The organism is Gracilibacillus lacisalsi DSM 19029, assembly GCF_000377765.1.
GTDB classification, from domain to species: Bacteria; Bacillota; Bacilli; order Bacillales; family Amphibacillaceae; genus Gracilibacillus; species Gracilibacillus lacisalsi.
The window spans coordinates 276,531-293,073 of record NZ_KB898663.1; the positions used below are offsets into that span (position 1 = coordinate 276,531).

Annotated in this window: 14 protein-coding genes; 1 reads left to right on the top strand and 13 read right to left on the bottom strand. The window is 36.3% G+C overall.

Features of this window, described 5'->3' with window-relative positions:
- Positions 1–12: 12 nt before the first annotated feature.
- From D569_RS0103880 to D569_RS0103930, 11 genes are all read right to left on the bottom strand, one after another.
- Positions 13–669 (bottom strand): SGNH/GDSL hydrolase family protein, encoded by a 657-nt coding sequence (locus D569_RS0103880; protein WP_018931088.1) that lies wholly within the window; start codon positions 667–669, stop codon positions 13–15.
- A gap of 17 nt (positions 670–686) precedes the next feature.
- Positions 687–1,208, bottom strand: a complete 522-nt coding sequence (locus tag D569_RS0103885) for a D-lyxose/D-mannose family sugar isomerase (protein ID WP_018931089.1) — start codon at positions 1,206–1,208, stop codon at positions 687–689.
- Between the two features lie 277 nt (positions 1,209–1,485).
- Entirely contained in the window at positions 1,486–2,319 is an 834-nt protein-coding gene (locus D569_RS0103890; protein WP_018931090.1) for a carbohydrate ABC transporter permease, read from the bottom strand.
- Between the two features lie 19 nt (positions 2,320–2,338).
- Positions 2,339–3,208, bottom strand: coding sequence for a carbohydrate ABC transporter permease (locus tag D569_RS22465; protein ID WP_018931091.1), 870 nt, complete (start codon positions 3,206–3,208; stop codon positions 2,339–2,341).
- Positions 3,209–3,277: 69 nt separating this feature from the next.
- Positions 3,278–4,582 carry an ABC transporter substrate-binding protein gene (locus D569_RS0103900; protein ID WP_018931092.1) on the bottom strand — a complete coding sequence of 435 codons (1,305 nt, stop codon included), beginning with the start codon at positions 4,580–4,582 and terminating at the stop codon, positions 3,278–3,280.
- Positions 4,583–4,685: 103 nt separating this feature from the next.
- The gene (locus D569_RS0103905) at positions 4,686–5,363 is read right to left on the bottom strand and encodes a GntR family transcriptional regulator (protein WP_018931093.1); all 678 of its coding nucleotides are present in this window, start codon (positions 5,361–5,363) and stop codon (positions 4,686–4,688) included.
- Between the two features lie 627 nt (positions 5,364–5,990).
- On the bottom strand, positions 5,991–7,067 hold the full coding sequence (locus tag D569_RS0103910) for a Gfo/Idh/MocA family protein (protein ID WP_018931094.1): 1,077 nt from the start codon (positions 7,065–7,067) through the stop codon (positions 5,991–5,993).
- A 19-nt stretch (positions 7,068–7,086) separates the two neighbouring features.
- Positions 7,087–8,241 (bottom strand): Gfo/Idh/MocA family protein, encoded by a 1,155-nt coding sequence (locus D569_RS0103915; protein WP_018931095.1) that lies wholly within the window; start codon positions 8,239–8,241, stop codon positions 7,087–7,089.
- A 64-nt stretch (positions 8,242–8,305) separates the two neighbouring features.
- Complete coding sequence (locus D569_RS0103920; protein ID WP_018931096.1) at positions 8,306–9,184, bottom strand: carbohydrate ABC transporter permease; 879 nt, start codon at positions 9,182–9,184, stop codon at positions 8,306–8,308.
- 11 nt (positions 9,185–9,195) lie between these two features.
- Positions 9,196–10,110 carry an ABC transporter permease gene (locus D569_RS0103925; RefSeq protein ID WP_018931097.1) on the bottom strand — a complete coding sequence of 305 codons (915 nt, stop codon included), beginning with the start codon at positions 10,108–10,110 and terminating at the stop codon, positions 9,196–9,198.
- Positions 10,111–10,199: 89 nt separating this feature from the next.
- The gene (locus tag D569_RS0103930; RefSeq protein ID WP_018931098.1) at positions 10,200–11,849 is read right to left on the bottom strand and encodes an extracellular solute-binding protein; all 1,650 of its coding nucleotides are present in this window, start codon (positions 11,847–11,849) and stop codon (positions 10,200–10,202) included.
- 425 nt (positions 11,850–12,274) lie between these two features.
- Between D569_RS0103930 and D569_RS0103935 the strand changes: the two genes are divergently transcribed.
- Entirely contained in the window at positions 12,275–12,928 is a 654-nt protein-coding gene (locus D569_RS0103935) for a YesL family protein (RefSeq protein WP_018931099.1), read from the top strand.
- Positions 12,929–13,152: 224 nt separating this feature from the next.
- Here D569_RS0103935 and D569_RS0103940 read toward each other — a convergent pair whose 3' ends face one another.
- Both D569_RS0103940 and yicI read right to left on the bottom strand, forming a co-directional pair.
- Entirely contained in the window at positions 13,153–14,172 is a 1,020-nt protein-coding gene (locus D569_RS0103940; RefSeq protein ID WP_018931100.1) for a Gfo/Idh/MocA family protein, read from the bottom strand.
- Positions 14,173–14,272: 100 nt separating this feature from the next.
- Positions 14,273–16,537: an alpha-xylosidase gene (gene yicI / locus D569_RS22470; RefSeq protein ID WP_018931101.1), complete on the bottom strand. Its 2,265-nt coding sequence runs from the start codon at positions 16,535–16,537 to the stop codon at positions 14,273–14,275.
- Positions 16,538–16,543 lie beyond the last annotated feature (6 nt).

Genomic DNA, 16,543 nt, shown 5'->3' on the forward strand with positions numbered 1-16,543 from the left:
GTTTAGTTACCATTATTGTTTCCGCCAGTTAAAATCTATCGTATTTAAGAAAGCTTTTGCTAAAACCGTATGGCCTGTGTGATTGGGATGAACTCGATCCCATGCAATTGCAGCCGGATAGATTATCTCTAAAACAGTGTTAAATGCTTTTTGTGTATCAACAAATAATGTATCGTGTTCGTTCGCAATTTGCTTCACAACTTTACCATACTCATCCATCTTATAACGCATTGGATCATTGGAATTAGGTTCGATATAAAAAGGTGTCATCAGCACTAATTGCTTTACTTCTGATTTTGAGTGCTCGACTAGCTCTCGGTATGTTTTCTCATATTCATCGATATAAACATGTCGATCTGGAATAAAAGGAGAATCGAATTGGCGCCACACATCATTAATACCGATCATGATGACTAACCAATCCGGCGCTTGGTCAAGTACGTCTTCCTGCCAACGATTCTTTAAATCTATAACATTATTTCCGGATATCCCTTTATTTACGACACGGATTCCTAATTCAGGGTATGTCGATTGTAGAAATGCATCAACAATGGATACATATCCAGTTCCTAACGCTTGAAATAATCCTTCCCCCTCTGGTTTTGCACGATCACAATCAGTTACAGAATCTCCAATAAACAATAATTTTTGATTTTTTGCTAGCTTCATTTTGTCCTCCTATTATATTAAGATATTCGATTAACTCCAGGATTAGTAAAGATATCATACTCGTCACGACTTGTAGTAGAAAATTCGGAAACAACTGCACCTTGATCTGTTGCTTGGAACCAATGCAACGTATTCGGTGGAATCGTATATTGTTCACCTGGGTTTAATTCAATCTCGTGAAATACGGTATAATATGCTTCACTTTCTTTCGGAATCGTTGCTTGGATCGGTTCCGTCGGTTCTCCTTCTACATATAAATAAACTTGACCTGCCCGACAGCGAAATGTTTCTTGCTTTCCTTCTGTTTGACCAATCGGGGGATGCTTATGCTCAGGGCATGTTTGATTTGGAAACAAGACAAGTTCTTTAGCACAATAGTGGGAATTATTTTCATATGTAATTAACTGTAAGCCTTCTTGCTCTAATCGATTTAGACCAAAATCAGCAATTTCCACACGTTGCTTTTCCTCTTCCGTTAAAAATAACCCTGTCTTTGTTAAAGTTTCAATAGTTTTACGTTGAGCTTCTTTTTGATTCATTTTATCACACCACCTATTCATCATGTATATTGTTATATATATCTATAATTCTAATTTGTCATTACATTTTTGCTTCAAAATAGCAGTTCTTCTTTAGCGAGTTTTAAAAAAGCTTCTCTTACATATGTTTCTAGTAACGATATTGGGTAACATCTTTTTCCGATACTTTTTTCCTGGCTTTAGATACGATTCTTAACGTGCTCATATATTCTATCCCTAGCTGAATGATGTAAATTATACATAACCTCTCCTAACCTTTCTAATAAACTAGTTTGTATTATCCCTTAACAGCACCTGATGCCATACCTTTAATAATTTGTTCTTGAAATAGAATATAAGCAATTAATACTGGAATAATGGAGATAATAACTCCTGCTGCAATTAATCCATATTCACTTAAATGCGAAGATTGAAAACTTGCTAACCCAAGTGGCAAAGTCTTTGTTACATCTGAAGAGATTAAAACGGTTGCAAAAATGTATTCATTCCATGCAGCGATAAACACTAAAATACCTACTGTAGCAAGTACTGGCTTACTCATAGGAATGACCACTTTCGAAAATACATTCCAATAGTTGCATCCGTCAATTATCGCCGCTTCTTCCATTTCTTTTGGAATCCCTTTCATAAATCCTACTAGTAAAAAAACTGTTTTAGGTAAATTTAAAGCAGTGTACACAATGATTATTCCGAAAATGGTGTCTCTTAAACCTAACGTATGCATTTTAAAAAACATAGGATATATCAGGGATTGAAGTGGGATGGTTAACCCGATAATAAATAGTAAATATAGGAACGTATTTCCTTTAAACTCAAATCTTGATAATGCATAAGAAACCGTAGAACCAAGTACAAAACATAACAATACGGTAGCTACTGCAACAATTAGACTATTCAACAAATACATGACCATATTTACATCAAATAATGCAAAAATATAATTGTCAATATTAAATGATTCTGGTAAACCAAATGGATTTGAAAAAATCTCCCTATTAGACTTAAATGATGTTATTAATACCCAAATAAATAAGCCAAAAGTCAGCGAGAAATATCCCCATATGAATAGATACTTTAAAGGGGATACAAAATTAGAAAAGACTTTACCCATATATATCCTCACCTCTCCATTATATATCTTTTGGTTGTAACATTCTATTTATTACCATTGTAAAAACAATAACAATAAACATCATGGTAATTGCTATAGCATTTCCATAACCGTATCTAGTTTCACTGAATCCTTGCTTATACATATAAGTACCCGTAACTTCTGTTAAGTGTACTGGCCCACCATTCGTCAACAATAATACGTAATCAAACTGTTTAAAAGCATATGAGATACCCAGAACTAAACAAATTACTAATACATTTCGTAACGATGGTAAGATAACATAGACTATTTTTTGTAGTGCATTAACCCCATCCATTTCAGCAGCTTCTATCAATTCATTTGGAACAGATTGTAACCCCGAATATAATATTACCATCATCAAACCGATATAATTCCAAACAAATGGTAATGATACTGCCGTCATTGCAGTAAGAGAATCTTGTAACCAAGCTGTTGTTAAATTGTCTAAACCGATTAATTTTAAAAAGCTATTTAAGATCCCAAACTGTGCTTCGTATATAAATGAAAAGGCAAGTGACACAGCAACGGACGATGTTATAACAGGAATAAAATAAACGGTTCTTAAAAATTTATAACCTTTGACTCGCTGATAAATAAAATAAGCCAGAAAAAAACCGATTGGAATTTGAACTACAAGCACTAAAAACACCCAATAGAAAGTATTTAATAGGGATTTATAAAAGATTGGATCGGTAAATAATTCTATATAGTTATCAACAAAGAGAAAAACTTTAGGTGAGATACCATCCCAATCAAACAAGCTATTGTAGAAGGTGTCTATTACAGGATTCAAAAAGAAATATATATAGAACAGCAATGTTGGTACGATGAAACATATAAGAGTTAGCATTCTTTGACGAACCAAATTAAACCACCCCTTTTATTTTGACAGGGGATAAAAGTGTTTTCCTTCTATCCCCTGGAGAAATGATATTTATTCAAACTGTACATTTGGATGTTCACTTACGATGTCATTCATCTGATCCACATATTCTTGAGGGGTAATATCTCCTAACAATAAAGCATCCGTTAATGGCCAATATTCTCCTTCGACTGCAGATGCAAACAATTCTTCTTCGTATGAAGGTAAAAGCTTTTCAGCATTATCCATATCATCTAAGATTTGATTTAGTATCGGATTAACGTTTTCCTCATCATATTCAACGTTTAATGCCGTATTGTTCGCAATATCCTCGACAAATCCTTTTGCAACATCAGGACCAGCAATTTTTTTCATTAATTTCCATGCAGCTTCTCGTTTATCAGGATCATCATAAGCTCGTTGACTCATATAGATAAAATGTCCTGTCCCCGCTAATACAGTAGGTTCTGATTGCTCATCACCTAGAGGAAACGGAATAATTTCATATGAATCTAATAATTCTTCATCGATCGAGCCGACTGTCCAACTATGTTGATAAAACATCGGTGCTTGTTCTGCATGGAAAATTTCTAAGGATTGGGCCGTTTCCAAATTCATATAACCTTCAGGAAATGCGCCTAATTCTGCTAGTTCCAGTGCTTTTTCTGCTGCCAGCAATAAATCTTCCCCAAATTCTTGTTCTGCAGTTGCATAACTTCTTAAATCTTCGGTAGTTTGTTTTTGTGCAAACCATGTTAATAACATATATCTTGCACTATGATTATTGGCAGCAAACGGAATCAAACCAACGTCCGTGAATTGTATAACTGCTTTCTTCAATTCTTCATAATTCGTCGGAATATCTACTCCATGTTCTTCAAACAGATCTTTATTTATCATTAGATAGTAACTATAACCCTGAAATGGTAACCCATAGATGCCTCCTTGATAAGTAACAGGTCCAAATGCTCCATCCATATAGAGTCCATCTAAATCTTGATCAGATTCGATCATGTCACTAATATCAGGTATTACACCATTTTTTATATAGTTTTCAGTTCTTCTCATTCCCCAATGGGTAAAAACATCTGGTGGATCTTCTGCTGCCATTTCCGTTCTGAGCTGTTCCAAAATATCGTTACCTGCTGCTGTTTGAATATTTAGTTCAATATCACCATGTTCTTCATCAAATTCTTCAAAAGCTGGTTCCATTACTGGTGCTTGCGGTTGAGAACCTGTAAAACTGTGTAGTACCCTTAAGTTTACGATATCATCCGATCCTTCTTTTTCACCTGTTTCACTTTCATTCAAACCTTGACAACCAATTAACACAACGAAAAACAATATACCAGATAACATTTGAATCATTCTTTTCATAATAAAGCCTCCAAATTAAAATTATAGTTGGCAAATGTACCCTAAGTAATTGGAGCTTGCAATTGCAGCCTGTTGCAATAAACTTTCATAACAGGTATCGATTCTATTCAAAATAATCCAAATATTGCTCTTTCAATTCTTTCGTTTCAAAATGAACTAAATTAAGATGATCAAGCATAACTTTTTCAGCCTTCTCTGGTTGACCACTGGATATATTATCAAAAATTCTAGTGTGTTGATCAAATAATATTTTCCAATCATGATTAGATGCTAATCTTAATACTCTCAATCTATCAAAATGGCTGTTCATTGATCTCATCAATTTCCATATTCTTAATTTATTGCACATTTCAAATAGCAATCGATGAAACTCTTCATCTAAGCCAAAGAGTTCTTGATAGGAACCTTTCTCTATACAAAACTGTTGTAATTTAAGATTTAGTTCAAAATGCATGAAATAGTCATCATTTAATTTGTTACATGCCTCTTTCACTATCGCGCATTCAATGTTCTCCCTTAAAAACCTCCCTTCCTCGACTAGATCCAAGTCGATTTTGGAAACTGCTGTATACCTTTGCGGATAAATTTTTATCAATTCTTCTTCAGCAAGCTTTAAAAATGCTTCTCTTACAGGTGTTTTGCTTACGTTATAATGCAGAGCAACATCTTTCTCAGAAATTTTTTCTCCTGGCTCGTAATCTAAATTAATTATTCGATTTTTGATATGTTCATACATTTTATCCCTAGCTGATAATTGTACATGTGTTCTATCCTTATGCATAAAGGCTTTAACTCCTTTTTTTATGTTAAAGAAATATGAAGCTACCTTTAATGAAACCACCAGTAAAAACTTAAGATCGATCTATTGATTGGTTCAGATAATACACAATGAAGGATAACGCTTACATTTTATTGAGATTCAACTTGTTTTTGATCACGTGTAATATCTGTATATCTCCTTAAACCACTAGTACGATTGTTAGTAAAAAGAACATCCCTTTTTTGTACATTTTTCACGCTCCAATCCATTTACTTAAAATATATAAATTTCTTCATCCTTGCATGGTAGCATTTTAATATCTTAGTATAATTAATATTCTTGAATTCAAAAATAATTCCGGGAATTCAAACTTTCTATTTTGAATAAAATGGAAGTTGTAATAAAAGAAGATTCTCCTAAGAAAAGCGCAGAGCGCCCGATTAGAAACGTAGCGACTGGAACGAATTAACTGAGATAAAGGAATCACGGTGAGTTTACGAACCGATGATGACTTATCGTAGGGCAATTCGTGAAGTCGCCTAGTTTCTGGGCGCTCGGAGCTAGACATCTGCGCAAAATTCATACCTTCTTATCTTAGAAAAAAAAAGACATCCACCAACTTTAGTGAATGTCTTTTTTAATAAACATCTATTCAATTTTCATTGCTTTTTCTTGTGCTTCAATAGATAATTCCGCTACTCTAAAAGCGTGTTCCTGTGTCATAGCATTTTCTGTGTTATTTAAACAATCCAAAATAAATGCTCCGAAATATGGAAATCCTACTTTTCCAGATAACTCGAAATGTTTTTCTTCTTTATCATTGACTAGATACAGGTGATTGGAGGTATTATGATTAGCAATATCAATATACTTCCTAATCTCAATATAGCCTCCTGTTCCTAAAATAAAAGCTCTTCCATCTCCCCATGTACCTAGACCATCAGGTGTAAACCAGTCTACTCTGAAATAGAAGGTTGCACCATTATCTGCTACTAGTGTTGCATCACCAAAATCTTCAAAGTCTGGATGGTCTTTATAATGATAATTGGCAACTTTACTGTGTAAGACTTTAGCATCCTTCGCACCTGCAAAGTGAAGGAACTGCTCAATTTGATGGCTACCAATATCACAGAGAATACCTCCGTAGTATTCCGGATCAAAAAACCAGTCCGGACGATTGGCAGCATTTGCTCGGTGTGGACCAGTTCCAATTACTTGAATCACCCGGCCAATTTCTCCCTGTTCAATTAACTGACCTGCATAAATGGCACTTTCTACATGTAATCTTTCACTATAGTAAACGCCCCACTTCAAACCAGTTTCTTCCACTAATCGACGAGCTTTTTTTACTTGTTCCTGCTTAATGAAGGCGGGCTTATCCGCAAAAAAATGTTTACCGTGATGTAATGCTTTTTCCCCTATCTCATAACGACTTACCGGGATACTTGCACATGCAATTAAATGTATCGAATCATCATTATAGATAATATCTTCGTTATCAACAGTTTTTACTTGAGGGAATTTGTTACAAAATGCTTCAACCTTCTTTGGATCAGGATCATAGACATATTCTAAATCTGCTCCCGCTTCAATCAGACCATTACACATTCCATAAATATGACCATGATCTAAACCAATTGCAGCAATTCGAAATTCCCCAACATCAACTACTTTATTGGATTTTCCTTCTGGCGCATAATTCATACCATCTTTTTTGTTAACCATAGTAACCTCCTTACAAAATCTATTCGTACTTACCACCAGTTGTAATTTCCGTATCAGAGAAATTCTCTACCGATGCTCCTTTTTCATAGAAGTGTTTCGCATTTTGTAAAATACCTTCTCTCGTGTAAAAAGGACTCTCTTTCGTTAATGGTAATGTCACTGTACGTTGGTAGTTGGCAGATTCATAGATTGCTGTAATCAACTCTAAAGTTTGACGTCCTTGTATGCCATCAACCAATACCGGTTTATTTTCTATAATCGCATCAAGTACATTTTCGATCTGACCGGGATGTCCTTCATACTCTAAATCTGGCTGACTGTTAAATGCTTCCGTCAATAACTGCTCGAGTTCGGGATCATCATTCGGAAAGCCATTTTCCTTTGAAGTTGACGCCTTTACCTTCCATGGTACGGAGACACGTGCTTTCTTACCTTGGAAGATCAACTGCTGCTCTTCTCCGTGATGAACAACAGAGCTAGTGATTTGCGCTAAGCTCCCATTCTGATAACGACCAATTGCAATAGAAATGTCCTCTACTTCAGCATTGTCATGAGCTGTATTACTTGTTACTGCCGTTATTTCGGATGGCATGCCTCTCATCCATTGGAAAATATCAATATGATGTACGGCATGATTTAATGTACAGCCGCCGCCTTCTTTTTCCCAAGTACCTCGCCACCATAAATCATAATAGCTGTGTCCTCTCCACCAGTAAGAATCAACTTGTGTATGGAGAATGGGGCCCATTAATTCTGTTTCGAGTACATGCTTCAATTTCATCATTGGTGTAGTAAATCGATTTTGAGCGACAACCGATAAAATTTTGTTATTCCGTTTGCCGGCTTCAACCATTGCATCACATTCTTCTAGGGAAGATGCCATCGGTTTCTCAACCAGTACATGTTTTCCAGCGTCCAAACTGTTAATCGCAATATCTGCATGAGTATATGGTGGTGTACAAATAGAGATTAGATCGACCTCTTCCTTGTCAATCAGATCCTGATAATTGTCAAATACATGCGCATCTAAGTTGAAGTCTTGTTTTATTTTTTCCGCTTTTTCTGGATAAATATCACATAATGCAACAATCTTACACTGACTAGGAAATTGTAGATAACTCTTTACATGAGATGGACATATTGCTCCTGTACCAATGATCGCTACTTTTAACATGAAATCTCTCCTATCTATTAAAAATTAATAACTTCCATAAAGTAAGGTTGCCTAAAAATATTAATCATTCTTTTTCCGCTCCTAAAACGATACCTTTCACAAAATATTTCTGGATAAACGGGTAGACAACTAACATAGGTAATGCTGAAATAAAAATTTGCGCTGACTCTACTGTACGTTGAGACATGTTCTTCAATTCCTGAGCATCCGTCACATTACTTAAATCTTTCTTAACGACGATGGACTGTAAGAAGGTTTGAAGTGGATAATTTCGTTCATTAGTCATATAAATCAATCCGTCAAACCATTGATTCCAGTGAAATACCATTGTAAACAAGGAAACGGTTGCAATCGCCGGAATAGAAATTGGTAAGTATATCTTTAAGAATATCGTAAAATGGCCTGCACCATCAATAAATGCGGATTCTTCCAACGACTTTGGTACGGATGTACGAAAAAAGTTTAATAGAAGAATTAAGTTAAATGCATTGATCGCTGTTGGTAACACTAATGACCAGATTGTATCCCCCAAGCCTAAGCCTGTTACAATAATATAGGTTGGTACAATACCACCGTTGAATAACATCGTAAATACGAAAAACCACATATACCATTTACGTCCTTTAAACTCTTCATCATACTTGGATAGGCCATAAGCGGCACATAATAATAACCCCATGGAAATAATCGTACCTAGGACGGTTCGCTGTATAGCAATTAGTAATGATCTGATAAAATTATCGTTACCCATCGTTTTGTCATAAGCATCCCATGTAAAATCAACTGGCCATAACGATACCATGTTACCAGAAGCTGCTGCACTGCCACTTAATGAAACTGCTAATATATGAATGAGTGGCAAGACACAAATAAATGCAAGGAATGCTAAAAAAACATAGTTGAAGGCGGTGAAAATTCTATAGCCTTTAGTTTTATATATCATGATATTACCTCCTAGAAAATTCTCCAGTTTGCATATTTATAAGCAAGTCGATACCCTAAGACGATCAAGAAGAAACTGATCACAGATTTAAATAAACCAACCGCTGTACCGAAACTGAAGTCACCATCAATTAAAGCTCGTCGATAAACATACGTATCAATGATATCTCCTGTTTTATAAACTAGCGGATTGTACAGGTTGAAAATCTGATCAAAACCAGCATTTAAAATATTTCCAAGAGATAATGTCCCAACAACTATAATAATCGGCATCATTGCTGGTAAGGTAATATATAACGTTTGTTTCCATCGATTCGCACCATCTATATGTGCTGCTTCATATAAATTAGGATTTACTGCTGTTATGGCAGCTAAGAAGACGATTGTGTTAAAGCCTGTTTCTTTCCATAAATCCGTTATAATCACTGTAGGTACAAACCACGTATTATCTCCTAGGAAAAAGATTGGTTCTACACCAAAAATCCCAATAAACTGATTAAATAAACCACCTTCCGGAGATAGTAAATCTAGTAATATACCACCGAGAATTACCCATGAAAGAAAATACGGTAAATAGATAACCGTTTGTACCGTTCTTTTGAATACATTGTGGTACACTTCATTTAACAATAAAGCAATCGCGATCGGTACAATTAATCCGAAGATCAATTTTAACACCGAAATAATTAAAGTATTCAATATGACTCGACGTGCATGATCTGTTTGCATGATGGTATGAAAATGTTCAAATCCAATCCATTCAGATTGAAAAAAGCCTAACCATGGTTTGTAATCCTGAAATGCCATGATCAAACCACCCATCGGAGCATATTGGAAAAATAGTGCTACAATAACGGCTGGTAATATTAATATATGTAAAGGCCAATTACGCCTCATGTTCCACTTTTGTTTTTTCTTAACCTCCATCTCATATCCTCCTTTACCATCTGTATAAATGAAGGAAGGTGTGAATTAAATAAAGATAAATATTTAATTCACACCTGATGCTTCACTAATTATTCTGCACTTTGGACTTGATCATACCATTCATTTACTTCTTCAGTAACTTGATCTCCACCACGTTCTTTCCATTCTTCAACAAAATCATCGAACGCATCGACCTCCACGTTACCCATTACAATATCAGCAAAAATTTCTAATTCGAGTTGCTCAAGATTAGACCATTGGTCAGCCATCGTTTCTGTAGGTGCACCCGTAAATTTGTTCTCAATGCGAATGTCATTGGAACGGTTGATAATAGCTGCTGCTTCGATATATTCAGGATCTCTTTGTGCTAAGTCGGTTTCATATGCACCAGATGGCTCTTTATCAGGATTTTCGTGGAATTCCTGTAATAAGCCATACATTTTATATGGGAAAGTTGGAACGTTTGTCGGTAAGAAATAGCGACCCGGATCGACTTTTTCCTCACCAGTTTCTTCTTCAATTACGTTTGGATCATAGACAGGCTCACCATCAACCATAATATAGTCGTAACCTTCGAATAATCCATCTTCAAAGTACTCAGAGTCATTTAAAATGTATCCATATGTCTCATCCCAATATTCAAAAAATTTATCCCAGTCATCAAATTCTGAACTAAACAAAAATGATCCTGTTAATAAAGATTCACCTTTACGGCCCATTTCACCGTCTGGACCACTAGGTAGTTGATAAGGCTTGATAACGGCATCTGGGTCATTCGTTTTTGTTTCCCCAAACGGCCAATCCCATGCCCATGGTGGGCCGAATGCTAAACCAGCTTTACCGGATACGAAGATCTCTTGTGCTTGGTCTGCTGGAGCGATTGCCAGTTCCTGAGAAATATATCCTTCTCCCATCCATTCTTTCATCTTAACTAAGCCATCTTTCATACTTTCTTGAATAGAACCGTAAACAAGAACTCCGTTTTCATCCTCTGACCATAGTCCAGGAACATAGTCACCGTACATACCGAATACTGGGCTAGTATCACCAATATTCGTTCTACCAAAGCCAACTTCACCAGCAGACAGTAACAAACCAAAGGTATCATCTTCACCATTACCATCTGGATCTTCATTTACAAAAGCATCCATCACTGCTTCTAATTCTTCTAATGTTTCTGGCGCCTCCAGACCAAGATTATCTAACCAATCCTGACGTACCCACATTAATGATTCGGTACCGTTACCACCAGAGAATCTTGGAAGTCCGTATCTTTCGCCATCAATAGTAGCCTGGTTAAAGGCATCAGAAAATTCATTAAAAATCTCTTTTAAGCGATCTGGAGCATGCTCGTCAATCACTTCTCCAATCGGTTGAACCTTTCCAGACTCAACCAAGTCAGCTATTAATTGCGTATCTGTCACTTGAAATACATCTGGTAAAGGCTCATTGGATGACATCATTAAACGAATTTGTTGATTATACTGTTCATCATTTGGACGTGTCCATAAGTATTCAAAGTTAATGCCTAATTCCTCTTCTGCCCATCTTGTTACAACATTATCGTTAACATCTTCACCATCTTTGTAAACGGTACCATCATCTTGTGTACGTACCGTCGTGATAGTTGTTAAACCATCTTCTTCAGAGTCGTTACTGCTGTCACTACTTTCTATACAACCTACCAATAAAATAATGATAATGAACACAAACAATGCACTGAATAATTTTTTTTGCATTTGCTGACCCTCCCGAGAAATTTAATAAATTGTACCTAATTAACCCTACCTCAAGATCCGGTATAACGCTTTCATTTTTTCGGTATTAACTGGAGATTCATCACCCCTTTCACCGGTATTCCAAATACTTTTTTTATTTGGAATAGATATTGGTACTAAAGTAAAATAAGCGATAACATTCCTACTTCCAGCTATTAATCTGCTATGTAAAGCACACAAGAAATACTAGTATGGTAGTTTAGATAATAGAATGTATTGCCCCTCTATACATTATTTGATATGATAAAGGAAACAATCTGATATAACTAGTATACTAGTGAACGATTAATTTGTTTAATTATAACGCGTTTTTATGAAATGTACAATATTTTTTCTGGATAATTTGTCAAAATGCTGATCAAAAACCTAATGTAGAGGTGAATACAATGAATCAAAATGGGTTGATTACAAAACTTTATACAGTGATGGAATGGATAACAAGAATCGCGTATGTTAATGTTCTCTGGATTTTATTTACTGTATTTGGTCTTTTATTATTCGGTGTTGCGCCAGCTACTGCATCGATGTTTACAATAACTAGACAATGGTTGAGAGGGAACAGTGACATTTCTGTTTTTAAAACGTTTTGGCGAGCCTATAAAATACACTTCGTCCGAGCAAACCTTTTGTTATGGCCAATAGCTCTTCTTGCCTATATGTTATATATTAATTATCAATATTTGTTTTTAGTTCCTCCGTCTGTCTATTACTTAATGCTCTTTATTTTTGCAACATTGACACTTATTTTTTTAATATTATTGTTTTATATCTTTCCAGTGTTGGTGCACTTTGAACACAAAACATTTGATTATTATAAAATCGCACTATTAACAGGAGTCTCTAATCCATTTCTTACGGTTACCATGTTTGTTACTACTTTGCTGATCGGATTATTGACAGAACGTATACCGGGGATTTTGCCATTTTTCCCTATGTGTCTTTCCAGTCTTATTACCATGCACCTGGCATTATTAGCTTTTAAAAAATTACAAAAAAAGAGTGTGAATCGACCAATAAGAAAAGCGCAGAGCGCCCGCTAAAAAACGTAGCGACTGGAGCTAATCAACTGAGATAAAGGAATCACTGAGAAAAGTGAACCGATGATGTCTTATCGTAGGACGATTCGTGAAGCCGCCTAGTTTTTGGCGCTCGGAGCTAGACATCTGCGTAAATTTTATACTTTGCTTACTTATTAAAAAAACGAACGCAAGGACATTTAACTAGTCTTTGCGTTCGTTTTACATGAATCCAGTTAATGCACTACCTACAAGTAAACTTTCTCACCCTTTTCTGCACTTTCTATTGCTGCAAATACCATTTTCATACTATGAATATTATCATGACAATCTGTTTCTGCTTGACGATTTTCTTCCAAAGCAGAAAACATTTCATCTAAGCAGCCAGCATGTTCCTCTTTTCCAGTCCAACTATTGGGTATCGTGCTTTGTTCCGTTTGTTTAAAAAAAGCTGTGTCAGCTGGATTCTTGACGATTTCGGTTGTAAGATGATTAAAGCCGTCCCATTTAGCTGTCCCTTTCGTTCCGATAATTCGCCAATCTCCGTTCCATGACGTGCGAAATCCTTCTGCTGCCCAGGAACCACGGAATGTACAAACAGTGCCATCTGCCATTTCAAAGATACAAATAGCAGAAGCATTACCATTATACCATGAACCCGTTGGATTGAATTCATGACAATAGACGGAGACAGCATTGCTATTTGAAATATATCTCGCCTGATCAAATGTATGTATTGCCATATCGACAATTAACGGATGATCCATTTGCTCACGAAATCCGCCAAAATGAGGGCCTAAGTAGAAATCAACGTTTAATGTATGAACTTTTCCTAATCCATCACTTTCCAAGAAATGGCGAAGGGATCTTATTTCTTTGAGATACCGTCGATTTTGCATGACACTATATGTTTTGCCTGTCCGTTCTGCAATTTTTTTCACTTCCAGAGCATCGTTTAAAGATTCCGCCATCGGTTTTTCACCGAATACATGACAACCAGCTTCAAGTGCTGTTGTAACAACTTGTTTATGAGCAGCTGGAATGGTCACATCGAAGACGAGATTGGCTCCTGTTTCTTTTATGGCTGTTGCTATATCTGTAAAAATAGGTACGTGTAAGTTTCGTTGATCAGCCTTTTTCTGAGCTGCTTCCTTATTGAGGTCGACCAACCCTACTATTGAGGCATTTTCACGTTGTTCCACGTAGTCCAACCAAACATTTGCCATACCGCCACATCCTGCAACTATAATGTGATGTTTTGTAGACATAAACTCACCCCTTCACCACTCCATGATAACGGATTCATTCAGAGAATACTAGAATTTAGTATTCGCGAGATAAGTGTAAATATCTCGCGAATACTCTGCATTATATTTCAATTGTAACGTTTTGTTTTCCAGCGTTTACGGATACTTTCTTATGGCCGACAATTTCAATATGATAGGCTTGCTCGACACCGGTTGTCTGTACTTGAATCTTATTAGCATTTCGTTCTGCTACAATTGCCCCAATCTCTTCACCTTTTGCGTTAACAAGTGTGCGTTCCGCTTTTTGTTTGTTTGATAACTGATAGATTTTAAAGGTTACACCATCGGTATAATCATAGACGGGATTCTCTTCACTTGTTCCTACCGGTAAAATGGTATTCGACTTTACAAAAAGCGGCAGGCTAAAGTAATCGTAATGTTCTTTTATCCATGTACCACCATTCACTACTTCTCCAGTTAAAAGGTGTGTCCATCTACCTTCAGGCAAGTAGAATGAGCCGATTCCTTCCTCATTAAAGATTGGTGCTACAAGTATGGAATCTCCCAACATATATTGACGATCTAATGTTTCACATAGTGGATCATCTGGGAATTCTAACAACATCGAACGCATAACAGGGACGCCTGTTTTACTATTTTCCACTGCTTGCCCATAAAGATAAGGCATTAAACTATTTTTTAACTTAGTAAAGTGACGCGCAACATCTACAGCTTCGTCATCAAAGTTCCATGGTACACGATAGGAAGAGCTACCGTGAAAACGGCTATGGCTTGAAAGTAAGCCGAATGCTGTCCAACGTTTGAATACATCCGGAGTCGCAGTATTTTCAAAACCGCCGATATCATGACTCCAGTAACCAAAGCCTGAAGTTGTTAATGATAAACCGCCACGTAAACTTTCGGCCATCGCATCATATGTGGAATCACAGTCACCACCCCAGTGTACCGGGAATTGTTGCCCACCTGTAGTGGCTGATCGCGCAAATACAACAGCTTCCTCTTCACCTTTTACATCTTTCAGTAAATCAAACACTACTTTGTTGTATAGATAAGCATAGTAGTTGTGCATTTTCTGCGGATCTGATCCATCATGGTACACGACATCCGTCGGGATTCGTTCACCAAAGTCTGTTTTAAAGGAATCTACACCCATATCCAATAATTCCTTTAGCTTGTCTTGGAACCATTTGCATGCATCTGGGTTCGTAAAATCCACAATTCCCATACCCGCTTGCCATAAATCCCATTGCCATACATCACCGTTTGGCTTCTTTAATAAATAACCTTTTTCCATTCCTTCATCAAAAAGTACTGACTTCTGTGCAATATATGGATTGATCCAAACACAAATTTTCAGTCCTTTGTCTTTCAGTCGCTTTAACATGCCTTCTGGATCTGGGAAATTACGACGATCCCAAATAAAGTTACTCCACTCGAATTCTTTCATCCAAAAACAGTCAAAATGAAAGACACTTAGTGGGATACCACGTTCTGCCATGCCATCAACAAAATGATTAACCGTTTCCTCATTATAGTCTGTCGTAAAAGAAGTGGATAACCATAATCCAAATGACCATGCAGGAGGCAAAGCAGGTTTTCCTGTTAATTCTGTATAACGACTGACTACTTCTTTTGGTGAAGGACCATTAATAAAGTAATAATCTAAATATTCTCCTTCCACACTAAACTGAGCGCGAGATACCGTTTCAGAGCCTAACTCATAGCTCACTTCTTCAGGGTGATTGACAAAAACACCATATCCTTTACTACTTAAATAAAAAGGAATATTTTTATATGATTGTTCAGAGCTTGTACCACCATCTTTGTTCCAAATATCAATTGATTGACCGTTTTTTACAAATGGCGTAAAACGTTCACCTAAACCATAAAGATGTTCTCCTACTCCAAGGCGTAATTGACCACGCATATATGTTTTATTTGCCGGTCCATCAATCCATGCTAGCCCTTTTCCATCAGCATCTGTTAATCTACCATTAGCATTTTCAAATGATAATGCAAAATTTTGTTTTGATATTTGTAAGCGAAGAGTTCCACTCGTGAAAGAAACATACTCTTCATTCTCTTCTAACGCTATCGAATTGTGTTGGTCACTAATATCAAAGTTCGGATATTTCGCTTTGCCACCTTTAAAATGCCATGTTTCAACACGAATCACTTCATCAACGGGGGATGAAATTTTAATTGTTAACAATGGTCCATCTAAAGTGTCCCCACGATGATTGAGATATTTACATGGTGCATATAAGGTTACCGAACCATCTATCTCTTCCACCTCATGAATTAATTTTGGAAAATGTATTTCATACCCCTCTCTTACTAACCAATTACCGTCTGTAAACTTCATATTTTT

Excerpts from the sequence above, each read along its gene's own strand:
- D569_RS0103915 (WP_018931095.1), bottom strand. The coding sequence starts at position 8,241 with ATGTTAAAAGTAGCGATCATTGGTACAGGAGCAATATGTCCATCTCAT.
- D569_RS0103930 (WP_018931098.1), bottom strand. The coding sequence starts at position 11,849 with ATGCAAAAAAAATTATTCAGTGCATTGTTTGTGTTCATTATCATTATT.
- D569_RS0103890 (WP_018931090.1), bottom strand. The coding sequence starts at position 2,319 with ATGGGTAAAGTCTTTTCTAATTTTGTATCCCCTTTAAAGTATCTATTC.
- yicI (WP_018931101.1), bottom strand. The coding sequence starts at position 16,537 with ATGAAGTTTACAGACGGTAATTGGTTAGTAAGAGAGGGGTATGAAATA.
- D569_RS0103920 (WP_018931096.1), bottom strand. The coding sequence starts at position 9,184 with ATGATATATAAAACTAAAGGCTATAGAATTTTCACCGCCTTCAACTAT.
- D569_RS0103905 (WP_018931093.1), bottom strand. The coding sequence starts at position 5,363 with ATGCATAAGGATAGAACACATGTACAATTATCAGCTAGGGATAAAATG.
- D569_RS0103940 (WP_018931100.1), bottom strand. The coding sequence starts at position 14,172 with ATGTCTACAAAACATCACATTATAGTTGCAGGATGTGGCGGTATGGCA.
- D569_RS0103885 (WP_018931089.1), bottom strand. The coding sequence starts at position 1,208 with ATGAATCAAAAAGAAGCTCAACGTAAAACTATTGAAACTTTAACAAAG.
- D569_RS0103935 (WP_018931099.1), top strand. The coding sequence starts at position 12,275 with ATGAATCAAAATGGGTTGATTACAAAACTTTATACAGTGATGGAATGG.
- D569_RS0103900 (WP_018931092.1), bottom strand. The coding sequence starts at position 4,582 with ATGAAAAGAATGATTCAAATGTTATCTGGTATATTGTTTTTCGTTGTG.
- D569_RS0103925 (WP_018931097.1), bottom strand. The coding sequence starts at position 10,110 with ATGGAGGTTAAGAAAAAACAAAAGTGGAACATGAGGCGTAATTGGCCT.
- D569_RS0103910 (WP_018931094.1), bottom strand. The coding sequence starts at position 7,067 with ATGGTTAACAAAAAAGATGGTATGAATTATGCGCCAGAAGGAAAATCC.
- D569_RS0103880 (WP_018931088.1), bottom strand. The coding sequence starts at position 669 with ATGAAGCTAGCAAAAAATCAAAAATTATTGTTTATTGGAGATTCTGTA.